The 14,252-nt window shown below is 69.0% G+C and carries 17 protein-coding genes; 13 read left to right on the forward strand and 4 right to left on the reverse strand.

Going from position 1 to position 14,252, the window contains the following annotated elements; all coding sequences use genetic code 11:
* Window position 1 precedes the first annotated feature (1 nt).
* Together ACU5AP_RS08845 and ACU5AP_RS08850 are read left to right on the forward strand one after the other, a co-directional pair.
* Window positions 2–964: a homoserine kinase gene (locus tag ACU5AP_RS08845; protein ID WP_128719547.1), complete on the forward strand. Its 963-nt coding sequence runs from the start codon at window positions 2–4 to the stop codon at window positions 962–964.
* A gap of 115 nt (window positions 965–1,079) precedes the next feature.
* Window positions 1,080–1,547, forward strand: a complete 468-nt coding sequence (locus ACU5AP_RS08850; RefSeq protein ID WP_003163752.1) for a hypothetical protein — start codon at window positions 1,080–1,082, stop codon at window positions 1,545–1,547.
* A 22-nt stretch (window positions 1,548–1,569) separates the two neighbouring features.
* Here the strand turns inward: ACU5AP_RS08850 and thrC are convergent, their stop codons facing one another.
* Window positions 1,570–2,964 carry a threonine synthase gene (thrC, locus tag ACU5AP_RS08855; RefSeq protein WP_128719549.1) on the reverse strand — a complete coding sequence of 465 codons (1,395 nt, stop codon included), beginning with the start codon at window positions 2,962–2,964 and terminating at the stop codon, window positions 1,570–1,572.
* A 177-nt stretch (window positions 2,965–3,141) separates the two neighbouring features.
* On the opposite strand from thrC, the gene ACU5AP_RS08860 reads away from it, so the two are divergent.
* Both ACU5AP_RS08860 and ACU5AP_RS08865 read left to right on the forward strand, forming a co-directional pair.
* A complete protein-coding gene (locus tag ACU5AP_RS08860; protein WP_164917996.1) occupies window positions 3,142–4,086 on the forward strand; it encodes an aspartyl protease family protein in 945 nt (314 codons plus the stop codon).
* A gap of 65 nt (window positions 4,087–4,151) precedes the next feature.
* A complete protein-coding gene (locus tag ACU5AP_RS08865; RefSeq protein ID WP_446681098.1) occupies window positions 4,152–5,456 on the forward strand; it encodes a DUF418 domain-containing protein in 1,305 nt (434 codons plus the stop codon).
* A gap of 22 nt (window positions 5,457–5,478) precedes the next feature.
* On the opposite strand, the gene ypfJ is transcribed toward ACU5AP_RS08865, so the two are convergent.
* From ypfJ to ACU5AP_RS08880, 3 genes are all read right to left on the reverse strand, one after another.
* Entirely contained in the window at window positions 5,479–6,330 is an 852-nt protein-coding gene (ypfJ, locus tag ACU5AP_RS08870; protein WP_128719551.1) for a KPN_02809 family neutral zinc metallopeptidase, read from the reverse strand.
* Window positions 6,331–6,415: 85 nt separating this feature from the next.
* Window positions 6,416–6,802 (reverse strand): hypothetical protein, encoded by a 387-nt coding sequence (locus ACU5AP_RS08875; RefSeq protein WP_223850954.1) that lies wholly within the window; start codon window positions 6,800–6,802, stop codon window positions 6,416–6,418.
* A gap of 54 nt (window positions 6,803–6,856) precedes the next feature.
* Window positions 6,857–7,204: a HesB/IscA family protein gene (locus tag ACU5AP_RS08880; RefSeq protein WP_164918055.1), complete on the reverse strand. Its 348-nt coding sequence runs from the start codon at window positions 7,202–7,204 to the stop codon at window positions 6,857–6,859.
* A gap of 108 nt (window positions 7,205–7,312) precedes the next feature.
* Here ACU5AP_RS08880 and ACU5AP_RS08885 point away from each other — a divergent pair, with 108 nt between their 5' ends.
* The 9 genes from ACU5AP_RS08885 to ACU5AP_RS08925 all read left to right on the forward strand — a co-directional run bounded on the left by ACU5AP_RS08885 (window position 7,313) and on the right by ACU5AP_RS08925 (window position 14,250).
* Window positions 7,313–8,500, forward strand: coding sequence for a deoxyguanosinetriphosphate triphosphohydrolase (locus ACU5AP_RS08885; protein WP_128719554.1), 1,188 nt, complete (start codon window positions 7,313–7,315; stop codon window positions 8,498–8,500).
* A gap of 87 nt (window positions 8,501–8,587) precedes the next feature.
* The gene (locus tag ACU5AP_RS08890) at window positions 8,588–9,385 is read left to right on the forward strand and encodes an SPOR domain-containing protein (protein ID WP_128719555.1); all 798 of its coding nucleotides are present in this window, start codon (window positions 8,588–8,590) and stop codon (window positions 9,383–9,385) included.
* 13 nt (window positions 9,386–9,398) lie between these two features.
* Complete coding sequence (gene nagZ, locus ACU5AP_RS08895; protein ID WP_446681099.1) at window positions 9,399–10,448, forward strand: beta-N-acetylhexosaminidase; 1,050 nt, start codon at window positions 9,399–9,401, stop codon at window positions 10,446–10,448.
* Between the two features lie 16 nt (window positions 10,449–10,464).
* The gene (locus ACU5AP_RS08900; RefSeq protein WP_446681100.1) at window positions 10,465–11,289 is read left to right on the forward strand and encodes a segregation and condensation protein A; all 825 of its coding nucleotides are present in this window, start codon (window positions 10,465–10,467) and stop codon (window positions 11,287–11,289) included.
* Window positions 11,286–11,966: an SMC-Scp complex subunit ScpB gene (scpB, locus tag ACU5AP_RS08905; protein WP_446681101.1), complete on the forward strand. Its 681-nt coding sequence runs from the start codon at window positions 11,286–11,288 to the stop codon at window positions 11,964–11,966. The genes ACU5AP_RS08900 and scpB overlap by 4 nt, the downstream gene beginning before the upstream one ends.
* Window positions 11,967–12,120: 154 nt before the next feature.
* Window positions 12,121–12,486, forward strand: a complete 366-nt coding sequence (locus tag ACU5AP_RS08910) for an AtpZ/AtpI family protein (RefSeq protein WP_046651759.1) — start codon at window positions 12,121–12,123, stop codon at window positions 12,484–12,486.
* Window positions 12,487–12,500: 14 nt separating this feature from the next.
* On the forward strand, window positions 12,501–13,286 hold the full coding sequence (locus tag ACU5AP_RS08915) for a F0F1 ATP synthase subunit A (RefSeq protein WP_046651757.1): 786 nt from the start codon (window positions 12,501–12,503) through the stop codon (window positions 13,284–13,286).
* A 59-nt stretch (window positions 13,287–13,345) separates the two neighbouring features.
* Window positions 13,346–13,570 carry a F0F1 ATP synthase subunit C gene (locus tag ACU5AP_RS08920; protein WP_046651755.1) on the forward strand — a complete coding sequence of 75 codons (225 nt, stop codon included), beginning with the start codon at window positions 13,346–13,348 and terminating at the stop codon, window positions 13,568–13,570.
* A gap of 74 nt (window positions 13,571–13,644) precedes the next feature.
* Window positions 13,645–14,250, forward strand: a complete 606-nt coding sequence (locus tag ACU5AP_RS08925; RefSeq protein ID WP_083673914.1) for a F0F1 ATP synthase subunit B family protein — start codon at window positions 13,645–13,647, stop codon at window positions 14,248–14,250.
* Window positions 14,251–14,252 lie beyond the last annotated feature (2 nt).

Genomic DNA, 14,252 nt, shown 5'->3' on the forward strand with positions numbered 1-14,252 from the left:
CATGGCCGTCTTCACGCCCGTCACGCCGCAACAGGCCGACGACTATCTCATGCGCTACCCTCTCGGCGGGCTGGTCGAACTGACCCCGATCGCCGAGGGGGTCGAGAACACCAACTATCGTCTGGTGACGGAGAAGGGCGCCTATGTCCTGACCCTGTTCGAGGGGCGGACCGAGGCCTCGGCCCTGCCGTTCTGCCTGGGCCTGACCGGGCGGTTGGCGACGCAGGGCTTTCCGACGCCCGCGCCCGTCGCGGATCATCGAGGCCAGGTGATCGGCCGTCTGAACGATCGCGCGGCCGCCATCGTCGAATGGACGCCCGGCGCCTGGAAGCGCCAGCCGACGGACAAGGATCAGTATCGCGCCGGTCAGGTGCTGGCCCTGCTGCATCTGGACGCGGCCGACTATGACGGCGTGCGCGAGAACCCGGTCGGGCCGCGCGCCTGGGCGGACCTGGCCGCGCGCTGCGATACGGTGGCCAGAGGCGAGGACCGCCGGATGCTGGAGCAGATGCAGCGCCTGCTGCCCGATCTGGCCCGGCCGTGGAGCGACCCTTCGCTGCCGCGCGGGCCGATCCACGCCGACTACTTTCCCGACAACGTCCTGTTCGCGACCAACGAGCATGGGGCGACGGATGTGGGCGGGGTGATCGACTTCTATTTCGCCTGCGTCGACGTGCTGGCCTATGACCTCGCCATCGCGCTGAGCGCCTGGGGGTTCGACGCCGAGGGGCGGCCCATGCCCTCGGCCCTGCGCGCCTTCCAGAAGGGCTATGAGTCGGTGCGCCCCCTGTCGGACGCCGAGCGCCAGGCCCTGCCGGAACTCGGCGCGGCGGCGGCGGTGCGCTTCACCCTGACGCGCCTGCACGACCGCCTGTTCCACGACCCTTCCAACCTGGTCACGCCCAAGAATCCGGCGCCCTTCTTCCGGCGGCTGGACTACTGGAAGGCGGCGGAGCCGGCCTAGGGTCTACTAGGCAGGGTCTTCGGCGCAGAATTCTGCGACCGGGACACGGCGTCGCAAGCAGGAACAGCCATGTCGATTTGTGCGCTTCCTTCATATCTCAGGATGGAGGACGAGCATGACCGCAGCCGACACAAATCGCGCCCTGGATCGCAATGAGGCGGGATGGGTCGAAATGAGCCGTGCGGCGGCGCAACTGACTGATGCGCAGTTGACCGATCTGTTACGACGACTGCGTGAGCGGCGCGACCGCGCCCAGCGCCTGATACGCACCCGCACCCGTCAGGCCAATCGCGAGGGTCAGGTCAACATCGACACCGGCGCTCGAGAGAAGAAGGCGCAGCTTTCCGAGGGGATCGAACGCGCGGTCGCGGAGCAGAAGCGCCGTCGTGCATCGACGACGGCGACCCGTAACCTGAAAGCCGCCGTCGCGCGCAAGGCCGAGAAAATGCACGACGGCATTCCGGAAAACCGCACGACCAACACAGGCCCGGCGGACACGCCTAATGATAAGATCGCCCCGTCCGGCGCCTTGCACGCCGAGGGCATGAGGGCCGCGATCACGCGCTCGACCGGCGATCGTTGACTTTAACGGTAGAGGGCGGGGATCAGCCCGTCTTCACAAACCCCTTCACCGCCGCCAGGGCCGCTTCGGGCGTGTTCTCGATCACCGTCAGGCGCTCCGGCCGGTCGCCGAGGGCGCGGATGACGGGGGCCGGTTCCGGCTCGACGCCGATGACGTTCGAGACGAAGGCGCCGAACTTGGACGGGTGGGCGGTGGACAGGGCGACGATCGGCGCGCCGTTGCGGTCCAGGCGGCGTGCGGCGGCCAGGGCGACCGCCGTGTGCGGGCAGACGACGCGGCCCCAGGCGGCGTGGGCGTGGGCGATCTCGGCCTTGGTCGTCGCTTCGTCGACCGAGACGGCCGACACTTCGGCGCGCAGGGCGGCCAGCAGGTCGGCGGGCAGGGTGACGGCGCCTTCACGAGCGAAGGTCTCGAATACGGCGCGGGTCGTCTCGGCGTCGCGGCCGGAGGCTTCATAGACCAGCCGTTCAAAATTGGACGGCGCCTGCACGTCCATCGAGACGCTGCCGCTCTCGACCGCCGGGCGGCGGGCGTAGACGCCGTCGTTGATGGCGCGGGCCAGGGCGTCGTTCTGGTTGACGGCGGCGACGAAACCGGCGGCGGGCAGGCCCATCTTCCTGGCGGCGATCCCGGCGAAGGCGTCGCCGAAATTGCCGGTCGGCACCACGAAGGTCGCGGCCTGGCCCAGCTGGGCGGTGGCCGAGACGTAATAGGGAATCTGGCCCGCCAGACGGCCCCAGTTGATCGAGTTGACCGAGGACAGGCGGCCCTGTTCGCGCAAGGATTCCTCGGCCAGCAGTCCCTTCACCAGACGCTGGCAGTCGTCGAAGTCGCCGCGCACGGCCAGGTTCAGGACGTTGTCGGCCTGGACCGTCGTCATCTGCTTGCGCTGCACCGGTGAGACGCGGTCCAGCGGGTGCAGGACGATCAGCTTGATGCGCTCAGCGCCCGCGAAGGCGCGCACGGCGGCGGCGCCGGTGTCGCCGCTGGTGGCGGTCAGAAGGGTCAGGGTCTCGCCCGTCGCGGCCAGGGCCTCGTCCGACAGGGCGGCCACCAGCTGCATCGCCAGATCCTTGAACGCCGCCGTGGGGCCGTGGAACAGCTCCAGTACGAACAGGCCCGGCTTCAGCTCGACCAGGGGCGTCACCAGCGGATGGTCGAAGCCCTTGGTCAGGCGTTCCAGAGCGCGGTCCAGCGCGCCCGCAGGCAGGGCGTCGCCGATGAAGGGCGCCATCGCCGCCTTGGCGATCTCGGCGTAGCCGCGGCCGGGACGTGTCGCGTCGGCGGGCAGGGAGGGCCAGGCCTGCGGCATGTAGAGGCCGCCGTCCGGCGCGATGCCGCGCAACAGGGCGTCGCTGAAGCGGGTGGGAGCGGCGTCGCCGCGCGTCGAGATGTAGCGATCAGGGGAGGTCGTCATATCGGGGTCGTTTCTATCCGCGATCCAGCGCTTCGTCATGATTATTTTGCGCATGCGAAAGGAATTTTCGTGCGGTGACGCAACAACCTGGCTCAGTCGACGACGGGCGTGCGCCTTGATCACGCGGCGCCGGAAAAGGGGCTGGCGTCGCGCGGCCGCCCGGTTCATGTCAGGCGAATGAACCGCCGTACCCTTCTCATTCGCGCCGGGGCCGTCGCCGCCGCCGTCGGCGGCGGGCTGTGGCTGAAAGATCATGTGCTGTGGCGGCGACCCAGCGTGACCTTCGGCGCAGACGGGACGAGCGGCTGGTTGGGTTTCGTCGCGCCACGGACCCTGTTGCCGACGGTGCGGGTGCGGCTGGCGGGGCGGGAGTTGACCGCCCTGATCGACAGCGGGGCGCAGTATTCGGTGATCGATCGACGGCTGGTGGCGGAGCTGGGGCTGGACGACCTCTTCGACATGCCGCTGATCGCCTATGGCGTGGACGGGCGCCCCCAGATGGGGCGAGGCGTGACGCTGGATCTGGCGGTAGGGACGGCGCGCGTGGGGCGTCTACGCGCGGGCATACTGGACCTGGGACCGTTGGGGGGCGACGAGGGATTGGGCGCGCCGCTGATCCTGGGCCAGGATCTGCTGATGGAGGCGGCGCTGGAGATGGACCTGCGTCGACGGCGGTTGCGGCTGCTCGACGAGGCCCGGACGGCGCTGGCGCCCGCCTATCGGCCCTTGCCCGTTCGGCGCTCGGGCACGGCTCTGATCGCCGAGGTCGTGGTCGAGGGCGCGCCGGTCAGGGCGGTGGTGGACACCGGCTCGTCTTCGCTTCTGGCGCTCAGCGACGAGGCGGCGCGCACCGCGGGTCTGCTGGACGGACGGCCCGAGCAGTCGGGGTCCAGCATCGTCCTGGGCGGGGTGGCCAGGACGCGGATGGTCCGGGCGCAAAGCGTGGCGCTGGGCGGCGAGGCGTGGCGCAATGTGGCGACCGCCGTCTATACCGGCCGGGCGCTGCCCAACTACCCCGAGGCCCTGCTGGGCATGGAGGCTTTCGCGGGGCGGAACGTTATTTTGAACTTGGGCGACGGACGGCTGCACCTCGCGCCGTTGATGGATGTGACCATTGTTTAGTTTTGATAGGTTTCCATCTGAAAAATCCGTTTCATCCGCGGTCTGAAGGGGGATAAGCGGCCCGTATGACCGCCCTGCCGCCTCGCATGACATCAGTGTCGCCCAATCAACGTCTGGAGAGCCTGGATCTCCTGCGCGGGTTCGCCCTGTGCGGCATCCTGTTGGTCAACATCATGATGATGGGCGGACTCTGGGGGCAGTATCATCCGGAGTTGCCGCCGACCCTGGCCAATCCCGACTGGTCGGCGTGGATCATCCAGCACCTGTTCGTGCAGGGCTCGATGCGGGGCCTGTTCACCCTGCTGTTCGGGGCGGGGATGTTGCTGATCACCCTGCGCGGAGAAGACGGACGTGGCACGATCCAGGCGGCTGACGTCTATTTCCGACGCTGCATGGCGCTTCTGGCTCTGGGCGTGTTCAACGCCACCATCCTGCTGTTTCCGGGGGACATCCTCTATGTCTACGGCCTGTCGGGATTCCTGCTGTTCGTGTTCCGCACCGCGCGGCCGCGCACGCTGATCGCCCTGTCGGCGGCCCTGCTTCTGCTGCTGACGGCCGAGTCGACGGTGGTCGGGGCCTATCAGGCGATGGAGGCGCGACAGGGGGCGGATCTGGCCAGCCAGGCGGAGACGGGCGCGGCCCTTTCGCCCGCCGACGCCGAAGCCTTGAAAGCCTACGTCCGCGCTCAGGAGGCGCAGAGCCTGTCGCCGGAGACCGCCGTCGAGGAAACCGCCGTACGCACGGGAAACGCCCTGGGCCTGCTGAAGTGGAGCGTGCGGACCTGGCTGGACTACGCCGCCTCCAGCTACACCATCACCCTGGTGATTGAATCGGTCGCCTTCATGCTGCTGGGCATGGCGTTGTTCAAGCTGGGCGTTCTGGGCGGGGCGCGGTCGCTGGGCTTCTACCTGGCCCTGGCGGGCGGCGGTTACGCCCTCGGGCTGGCGGTCAACGGCGGACAGGCCGTCATGCTGTGGAACAGCCAGTTCTCGTCCGAATCCTGGGCGGCGCAGACCAGCTATGAATTGGGGCGTTGCGCCATGACGCTGGGCCATGTCGGCCTGCTGCTGTCGCTTTGGAAGATGAACATGCTCGGCTTCGTGGGGCGGGCCTTGCGGAGCCTGGGCCGGATGACCCTGACCAACTATCTGGGCCAGTCGGCGATCGCGGGCCTGCTGTTCTATGGTCTGGGCCTGTGGGGCAGGCTGGACTGGTGGGGCCTGTGGGGCGTGGCGGCGTCTATCTGGGTCGTCCAGATGATCTTCAGCGCGCTCTGGCTGCGAGCCTTCAACATGGGGCCGCTGGAATGGGCGCTGCGCTGGTTCGCCTACGGGCGGCCCTCGCCTCTCAGACGAACCAAGGCCGCCTGACTTCCCAGGTCTACGGCCGGGCCTAGAGCTGGGAGAAGGTGTCGCAGGCGGCCGGATCGCCGGTCTGATAACCGCGCTGCAGCCATTCGACCCGCTGGGCCGAGGAGCCGTGGGTGAAGTTTTCCGGCGAGACGCGCCCGCCGCCGCGGCGTTGCAGCGCATCGTCGCCGATGGCCTGGGCGGTCTTCATGCCCTCCTCCAGATCGCCTGGCTCCAGCGCCACCTCTCCATTCGAGACGGCGGCGGCGTTGCGGGCCCAGACCCCGGCGTAGCAGTCGGCCTGAAGCTCCAGGGCGACGGAATAGCGGTTGCCCTCCGCCTGGCTGCGCGCCGACCGCTGGGCCTGTTGCACCTGCTGGCTGGCCCCGGTCAGGGTCTGGACGTGGTGGCCGAACTCATGGGCGATGACATAGGCCTTGGCGAAGTCGGCGCCGGACGCGCCCAGCTTGCTCTCCATCTCGCGCCAGAAGCTGAGGTCCAGATAGACCTTCTGATCCGCCGGACAGTAGAACGGCCCCATCGCCGCCTGGCCGTAGCCGCAGCCGGTCTGGGTGCCCTGTTCGTACAGGACGGTGGTCGGCGCGGTGTAGCCTTTCAGCTTGGTGCGCCAGACGTCGTTGATGTTGGAGCCGACGACCTCGACGAACTGGCCGGCCTGATCCTCGGGCGAGCCCATCTGGCCCTGCTGCTCGGCCTGACCGGCGCCGCCGAACTGGCTGGCCAACTGCTGGGTGGTGTTCGGGTCGATGCCGAAGACGAAATAGCCGATGGCCGCCAGCACCAGCACGCCGATGCCGCCGCCCGCGACCGCGCCGCCGCCCATGCCGCGCCGGTCTTCGATCCCGCCGCCGCGCCGTCCGCCTTGCCAACGCATCTGTAGCTCTCCGCTTTCGTCGTCTGCTCCGAAGCTAGGCTGAAACGCGGGCGCAGGTGAAGAGATGCAAATGTAACGCTGTGGTTCAGTGCGGCGGACGGCTCAGCCAGGCGTCGATCTCCGTCACGCCGGGCGCGGTCTGGTCGAGCGGCGGCGTCAGGGTCGCCGGCGCGGGCAGGGTTGTCGGGCGCGGCGCATAGGCCGTCGCAGGCGGCGTCGCTGGGGCCGGCGATCGCGCGGCTTCAAGCCGCTGCAATGTCTGACTGGTCTGAAGCCTCATGCGGGCGGCCTCGGCCTCACGCTGGTCGGCCTGAAGGCGCAGACGCTCCATGGCCTGGGTATGCTGCTCAGCACGGGCGATGTGGGGATCGTAACCCGCAGGGGGAGGGCCGGGCCAGCCGGGCCAGGTCTGGGCCTGCGCCGACAAGGGGGCGGCGCAGAGCAACAGGGTTAGGACGAACAGGCGCGTCATGCCCATACAGATGGGTGTGTTGCGCCTCGCCGCCAAGCGAGACTTTATCGCGGCTCAGATCGCGAAGCTGACGCCGCAGCCGCAGCTGGAGGCGGCGTTGGGATTGCGGATCACGAACTGGGCGCCTGCCAGTTCATCCACGAAGGCGATCTCGGAATCCTTCAGGAAGGGGATGGAGACCGGGTCGATCACCACGGCCTGCCCGTCGCGACGCACCACCAGGTCGTCGGCCTCGGGGCCGTCCACCAGCTCGAAGCGGTACTGGAAGCCCGAGCAGCCGCCGCCGTCGACGGCGACGCGCAGCAGGACGGGTTTGCCTTCCGCCTCGGACAGCCGGGCCAGACGGCGCGCGCCGCTTTCGGCCAGGGTGATCCCCTCGGGCGACCGGGTTGCGACCGACAGCGACAGGTCGCGGGCTGATTCTGTGGATTGGACGGTGCTCACGGCCCTCTATATGAGGGTCTGACAGGCGTTCGCAAAGGCCTGTCGCCATCACGAAGTCCCGCCGTCTTGAGCCAGACCCGCGCCCCCTACGCCGAAAACCCCGCCGCCAGCCGCGGCCGCCGCGTTTTCGAGCCCGCCAGCCGCACCCGCACCGCCTTCGCCCGCGACCGCGACCGCATCATCCACGCCACCGCCTTCCGCCGCTTGAAGGAGAAGACCCAGGTCTTCGTGGCTCATGAGGGCGACCACTACCGCACCCGGCTGACGCACAGTCTGGAGGTGGCGCAGATCGCCCGCTCCCTGGCCCACGCCCTGCGGCTGGACGACGATCTGGCCGAGACGGTCGCGCTGGCCCACGACCTGGGCCATCCGCCGTTCAGCCACGCGGGCGAGGACGAACTGCACGAACAGATGAAGGCCTTCGGCGGCTTCGACCACAACGTTCAGAGCTTCCGCGTCGTGACCGAGCTGGAGACCCGCTATCCCGGCTTCCCCGGCCTGAACCTGAGTTGGGAGACGGTCGAGGGCGTGGTCAAGCACAACGGTCCGGTGGCGCACCAGCTGTCGGACCCGGCGTGGAAGGCGGTCGCCGCCTATGCGCCGGGCGGGGCGGCCGACTGGGACCTGCGTCTGGGCACCTTCGCCTCGCTGGAGGCCCAGTGCGCGGCCATCGCCGACGACATCGCCTATAACAACCACGATGTGGACGACGGGGTGCAGGCGGGGCTGTTCAGCCTGTCGGATCTGGCAGACGTGCCGCTGATCGGACGCTGTATCGCCAGCGCGCGCGCCGACTGGCCCGACATCGACGAGCGGATGCTGCGGCTGGAGGCCGTGCGCCGGATGATCGGCGTCATGGTCGACGACGTTCTGGCCGAGACCGAGGCCCGTCTGGCCAAGCACCGCATCGAGACGGTCGAGGACGTCCGCAACGCGCCCGAGACCCTGGTGCAGTTCTCAAGCGGCATGATGGCGGAACTGGCGGTGCTGCGCCGTTTCCTGTTCGAGCGGATGTATCGCCACTACCGCGTCAACCGCACCCGCAGTCAGGCGCGCCGGGTGCTGGCCCAGCTGTTCCAGCTGTTCATGGCCGAGCCGGAGGTGATGCCGCCGGAATGGCAGGCCTCGGCCCTGACCGACGACCGGGACGCGCGGGCGCGGGCGGTGTGCGACTACATCGCCGGTATGACAGATCGTTACGCTATCGAGGTCCACAGGAAACTGTTCAGCCTCGACCTCGCCCTCGATCTGTGATTCGAGAAGGGCTTCACGGCGCGTTAGACTGAGCGCCGACGCGCGCCGATTCGCGCGCGTGTCCCACGACCATCAAGGCGCGACCCAATGTCCTACGACGACGATCACCGAGGCAACCCTAACGCTGGCCGCGACCGGGGCGCCTATACGCCGCCGACGGACGACGACCTGCCCTTCACGCGCGGCGGCTATGATCCGCGCCGGGCCCCGGCCGCCAAGTCGCCACCGATCACCCTGATCATCAGCGCCGTCGTGCTGCTGCTGCTGATCGTGGCGGTGGTGGTCTTCTATCGGTCGGGCGTGCGTTCCTCGACGGACGCGCCGCCCGCCGTCGGCACGCCGGTCGAGAGCATGAAGGTCGAGGCCCCGCTGGACGCCCAGCCGGTCGACCCGGAAGCGGACATCCGCGTCTATCGCGACGGCGGCGCCCCGACCGACGCCGCGCCGACCTTCACCCCCGGTCCGGAAGAGGTGCTGCCGCGTCCCGCGCCGACGACCCCGGCCGCGCCGGTTGAATCCTCGACCCTGCCGCCCGCCGCGCCTGCGCCGGCGACCAAGGCTCCGGCCGCGCCTGCGCCCGCAACCCCCGCTCCGGCGACCAAGGCCCCGGCGCCGGCTGCCGCGCCCGCTCCGGCCGCGACGGGCGGATCGTCGGGCGTGCAGATCGGCGCCTTCTCCTCGACCGCCATCGCCGACCGCGAGTACGCCGCCGTCGCCGCCCGCTTCGGCCAGTACGCTTCGGGCGCCGAAAAGCGCGTGCAGGAAGTCACCGCCGCTAACGGCTCGACCGTCTACCGCACCACCTTCACCGGCATGAGCCGTGATCGCGCCGTCGCCTTCTGCAATGCGCTGAAGGCTGCGGGCCGCGACTGCATCGTCCGCTAAGGATCGCGCAAGCATGACCTCCGCCGCCATCTACGGTTGTTCCGGCCACCGGCTGACGGCGGAGGAACGCGCCTTCTACGCCGAGGCCAAGCCCTGGGGCTTCATCCTGTTCCGCCGCAATGTGGACAGCCCCGAGCAGGTCAAGGCGCTGGTCTCCGAACTGCGCGACAGCGTGGGCCGCGACGACGCGCCCGTTTTGATCGATCAGGAGGGCGGCCGGGTCCAGCGCCTCGGCCCGCCGCACTGGCCGAAATATCCGCCGGGCGCCGCCTATCTGAGGGCGACCAACGACCCGGCGTCGGCGCGCGAGCTGGTGCGTCTGGGCGCGCGGCTGATCGCCCATGACCTCCGTGAACTGGGAATTACCGTCGACTGCGTGCCGGTGCTGGACGTGCCGGTGCCGGGCGCCCACGACATCATCGGCGACCGCGCCTACGCCCAGGATCCGGCGACCGTGACCCAGCTGGGCCGCGCCGCCGCCGAGGGGCTGCTGGCCGGCGGCGTCTTGCCGATCATCAAGCACATTCCCGGCCACGGCCGCGCCTTTTCGGACAGCCACCACGACCTGCCGGTGGTCGAGACGGCGATCGAGGAACTGGACGCCTGGGACTTCGCCCCGTTCAAGGCCCTGTCGGACATGCCGATGGCGATGACGGCCCACGTCGTCTTCACCGCCGTCGACGCCAAACGCCCGGCCACCACCTCGAAGAAGGCCATCCGCCTGATGCGCGAGGGGCTGGGCTTCTCCGGCCTGATCCTGTCCGATGATCTGTCGATGCAGGCCCTGTCGGGCACGCTGACCGAGCGCGCCGAACAATCGCTGAAGGCGGGCTGCGACGTGGTGCTCCACTGCAACGGCGACCTGAAGGAGATGGCGGAGGTCGCCAAGGCGACGAAGAAGCTGAAGGGCGAGGCCAAGCGCCGCGCGGAGGCTGCGCTGAACCGCATTGTCCGCATGCCCGAGCCGCTGGACGTCGCCGAGGGCCGCGCGCGGCTGGAGGCGGCCCTGACCGGCCGCTTCGACGCCGCCAAGGGGCCGGACGTCGGCGAGGCGCAAGGGTGACCGCCGGGGAGGGCGCATGAGCGAGGCCTTCCAGCCGAATCTCGACTTCACCGCCGTCGAACAGGTCGAGGCGCAGGAGGCCTTCGTCGTCGATCTGGAGGGCTATGAAGGCCCTCTGCACGTTCTCCTGGCCCTAGCGCGGACGCAGAAGGTGGACCTGCTGAAGCTCTCCATCACCCGTCTGGCCGAACAGTATCTGGCCTTCGTTCATGAGGCGCGGCGGCGCAACTTCGCCCTGGCCGCCGACTATCTGGTGATGGCGTCCTGGCTGGCCTATCTGAAGTCGCGCCTGCTGATCCCGCGCAACGAAAAGGACAAGCCGGAGGAGCCGCCGGCCGAAGAGATCGCCGCCGCCCTGGCCTTCCGCCTGCAGAAGCTGGAGGCCATGCGCACGGCGGTGGAGGCCATCACCCGCCGCCCGCAGCTGAAGCGCGACGTCTTCACGCGCGGCGACCCCCAGGCGACGGTCATCATCCCGTCTGACCGGGTGGACGCCAGCCTCTATGAACTGATGAGCGCCTATGTCGCCCAGCGCCGCCGCGAGGAGCGCCGCAAATACGCCCCCGGCCAGCGGGTCGAGGCCTTCCAGCTGGAGGCTGCGCGCGACTGGCTGCGTGAGATCATGCCGCGCCTGGCCGAATGGACGCCGCTGGAGCGCGTGGCGCCCCAGAAGCCGGAGGGGCAGGAAGGCCCCAGCCAGGCCAGCTATACCGCCTCCACCCTGTCGGCCAGTCTGGAGCTGGTGAAGGAGGGCGGCATGGATATTCGGCAGGAGCGGCCATTCGACGCGGTGTGGCTGAAGCGACGCGGGCGGGGGCAGCCGTTGGAGCTGACGCCGTGACCCTCGATTTTACCCCGGGCCACCTCGAGATCGAACGCCGGGTCGAGGCCCTGCTGTTCGCCGCCGCCGCGCCGCTGTCGCTGGCCGAGATCGCGCGCCGTTTGCCGCAGGGCGCCGACGTCGGCGGGGCGCTGACCGCGCTTCAGGAACGCTATCAGGGCCGCGGGGTCGAGCTGGACTGCGTGGCCGAGCGCTGGCGGTTCCGCACGGCGCCCGATCTCGGCTTCCTGATGACCGAGGAGCGCGAGGAGCCGCGCCGCCTGTCCAAGGCCGCGCTCGAGACCCTGGCCATCATCGCCTACCACCAGCCCTGCACCCGCGCCGAAGTCGAGAGCGTGCGCGGCGTCTCCCTGTCCAAGGGCACGCTGGATCTGCTGCTGGAGATGGACTTCGTGCGCCTGCGCGGGCGTCGCCGCACGCCGGGACGGCCGGTGACTTACGCCACGACCGACCGCTTCCTTGAGCATTTCAGCCTCGCGAGTCTCTATGACCTGCCGGGCGTGCAGGAGATGAAGGCGGCGGGCCTGCTGGATCTGTCCATGCCGGTCGGTTTCGAGGTGCCCGACCCCTCGCGTGCAGGCGACGACGAAGGCGAGGATCTGCTGACCGGGCTGGACGACGCGGCGCCCGAGTTCGCCCAGGATTTCGTCAGCGAGGACGAAGAGTCGCAACCTTGATGGGGACGGATCGTCGCGCCCCCAAGAAGCGTCGGAAAGTCATGGACTTAAGTCCAAGGCGCGCCGCCTTGACCTGAGGCCGTCTCGCCTATAGGTTCCGCGCCGAAATTCAGACCCGTTCCGGCCCTGCGCCGGGCGCTGAGCGAACAGGCCCATGTCCCCGACGAAGGAATCGCGCGAAGAGGCGATCAAACGCCTCCACGAAAGCGCATCCGCACTGGAGGCGAAGGTCCAGGCCGGGCAATCGGCCGATTTCGCCGCGCATGCGGTCACGGGCCAGGCCTATAAGATCATCGCCGAGCTTCTCGGCGGTGTTTTCGTTGGTTTGGCTATCGGTTTCGGGGTGGATCGGTTCTTCGGAACGACGCCCTGGGGCTTGCTGGTGGGAGTCCTTCTGGGCTTCGCCCTGGCGATCTACATGGCGCGCCGCACAGCCAACCGGCTGATGGCGCAGGCCAAGGCGGCGGGTGTGACGGGTGAAGCCGTTCCCTACGTCGAGGCCGGCGAAAAAGAAGACTAAGGAGCGAGAGGCCCGTGGCCGATCCGATTCACCAGTTTCAGGTTACGCCTCTGGCGGATTTCGGCAGCGTCACGCTTCCGTTGGTCGGCGAGGTCAGCCTGGCCTTCACCAATTCGCACCTGGCGATGACCATCGCCTTCGGTATGGCCGTGCTGTTCCTGACCGTGGCCACCTCGGGCGCCAAGGTGGTGCCGGGCCGGATGCAGGCGGCGGGCGAGACCTTGTTCGGCATGATCGACAACCTGGCCGCGTCCACGATCGGCCATGAGTCGCGCAAGTATTTCCCTTTCGTCTTCACCCTGTTCATGTTCATCCTGATGATGAACCTGCTGGGCATGTTCCTGACCTTCACCGCCACCTCGCAGCTGGCCGTGACGGCCACCCTGGGCGTGCTGACCTTCCTGGTCGTGGTCGGCGTCGGCATCGCCAAGAACGGCCTGGGCTTCTTCGGCCTGTTCTGGCCGACCAGCGCGCCGCTGGTGCTGCGCCCGGTCGTCGGCCTGATCGAGTTCTTCTCCTTCCTGCTGCGCCCCTTCACCCTGGCCCTGCGTCTGTTCGGCAACCTGCTGGGCGGCCACCTGGCGCTGAAGATCTTCGCCGGCTTCGTGGTGTCCCTGGGCGCCCTGGCCGTCGCCGGCGGCGTGGGCCTGTTCGCTCTTCCGGTCGCCGCCCTGTCGCTGGGCATGGTGATCGCCCTGACCGCTTTCGAGTTCCTGGTGGCCTTCCTCCAGGCGTTCGTCTTCGCCGTTCTGACCTGCATCTACCTCAATGATGTGGTCAACCTGGGCCATGGCCACTAAGGCTGCGGACCAGTAAGTAAGCCCACCCTCCAAACGCTCCAAGAATTAGGAATATCATCATGGAAGCTGAAGCCGCCAAGTTCATCGGCGCCGGTATCGCCACCATCGGTATGGTCGGTTCGGCTCTGGCCGTCGGCAACATCTTCGGCCAGTTCCTGGCCGGCGCTCTGCGCAACCCGGCTGCCGCCGCTTCGCAAGTCGGCAACCTGTTCGTGGGCGCCGCCCTCGCCGAAGCCCTGGGCATCCTGGCCTTCGTGCTCGGCATCCTGATCTGGCTCGGCTAATACCGAACCCCTGATCTGCGGCGGCGCGCCCATCAGCGGCTGCGCCGCCGCATTTGCTTTCACGACGGATCATTATGGCAGCCACTCCCTCAGCTCCGCCGCCGGTCTTGCCGGTGGAACAGGCCGTTGAATACGCGGCCGAAACCGGGCACGTGCCCGCCAACGCGGCTGCCGCCGCCGCCGAGCATGACGCTGGCGGACTGCCGCAGTTCGAGTTCCAGCACTGGGCCGGGCAGGTCGTTTACCTGCTGATCCTGTTCGTCGTCCTGTACCTGCTCATCGCCAAGGTTTTCGCGCCGCGTCTGCGCCGCGTGATCGACGAGCGGGCCGATACCATTTCCACGGCCGTCGCCACGGCGCGCTCGGTCCAGACCGAGGCCGCCGCTCAGGCCGACGCCGCCCGCGCCGAGGTCGAAAAGGCCCGCGCCGACGCTCGCGCCGCTTCGATCGCCGCCAAGGCGCGCGTGACCGCCGAGATCCAGGCCCGTCAGGCCGAGGACGAGGCCGCCGTCGCCGCCCGCATCGCCACGGCCGAAGCCGGCATCGCCGCCACCCGCGACGCAGCGCTCGCCCACGCCGGCGCCATCGCCGCCGACACCACTCGCGCCATCGTCGAGCGTCTGACGGGCCAGGCCCCCAGCGCCGATGAAGCCGCCGCCGCCGTCAAGGGAGCCGCCTGACC

Source organism: Brevundimonas sp. RM1, from assembly GCF_052907225.1.

What these genes read in the sequence shown, in the direction of transcription:
- ACU5AP_RS08845 (WP_128719547.1), top strand. Translation starts at nt 2, where the DNA reads ATGGCCGTCTTCACGCCCGTCACGCCGCAACAGGCCGACGACTATCTC.
- ACU5AP_RS08850 (WP_003163752.1), top strand. Translation starts at nt 1,080, where the DNA reads ATGACCGCAGCCGACACAAATCGCGCCCTGGATCGCAATGAGGCGGGA.
- thrC (WP_128719549.1), bottom strand. Translation starts at nt 2,964, where the DNA reads ATGACGACCTCCCCTGATCGCTACATCTCGACGCGCGGCGACGCCGCT.
- ACU5AP_RS08860 (WP_164917996.1), top strand. Translation starts at nt 3,142, where the DNA reads ATGAACCGCCGTACCCTTCTCATTCGCGCCGGGGCCGTCGCCGCCGCC.
- ACU5AP_RS08865 (WP_446681098.1), top strand. Translation starts at nt 4,152, where the DNA reads ATGACCGCCCTGCCGCCTCGCATGACATCAGTGTCGCCCAATCAACGT.
- ypfJ (WP_128719551.1), bottom strand. Translation starts at nt 6,330, where the DNA reads ATGCGTTGGCAAGGCGGACGGCGCGGCGGCGGGATCGAAGACCGGCGC.
- ACU5AP_RS08875 (WP_223850954.1), bottom strand. Translation starts at nt 6,802, where the DNA reads ATGACGCGCCTGTTCGTCCTAACCCTGTTGCTCTGCGCCGCCCCCTTG.
- ACU5AP_RS08890 (WP_128719555.1), top strand. Translation starts at nt 8,588, where the DNA reads ATGTCCTACGACGACGATCACCGAGGCAACCCTAACGCTGGCCGCGAC.
- nagZ (WP_446681099.1), top strand. Translation starts at nt 9,399, where the DNA reads ATGACCTCCGCCGCCATCTACGGTTGTTCCGGCCACCGGCTGACGGCG.
- ACU5AP_RS08900 (WP_446681100.1), top strand. Translation starts at nt 10,465, where the DNA reads ATGAGCGAGGCCTTCCAGCCGAATCTCGACTTCACCGCCGTCGAACAG.
- ACU5AP_RS08910 (WP_046651759.1), top strand. Translation starts at nt 12,121, where the DNA reads ATGTCCCCGACGAAGGAATCGCGCGAAGAGGCGATCAAACGCCTCCAC.
- ACU5AP_RS08920 (WP_046651755.1), top strand. Translation starts at nt 13,346, where the DNA reads ATGGAAGCTGAAGCCGCCAAGTTCATCGGCGCCGGTATCGCCACCATC.
- ACU5AP_RS08925 (WP_083673914.1), top strand. Translation starts at nt 13,645, where the DNA reads ATGGCAGCCACTCCCTCAGCTCCGCCGCCGGTCTTGCCGGTGGAACAG.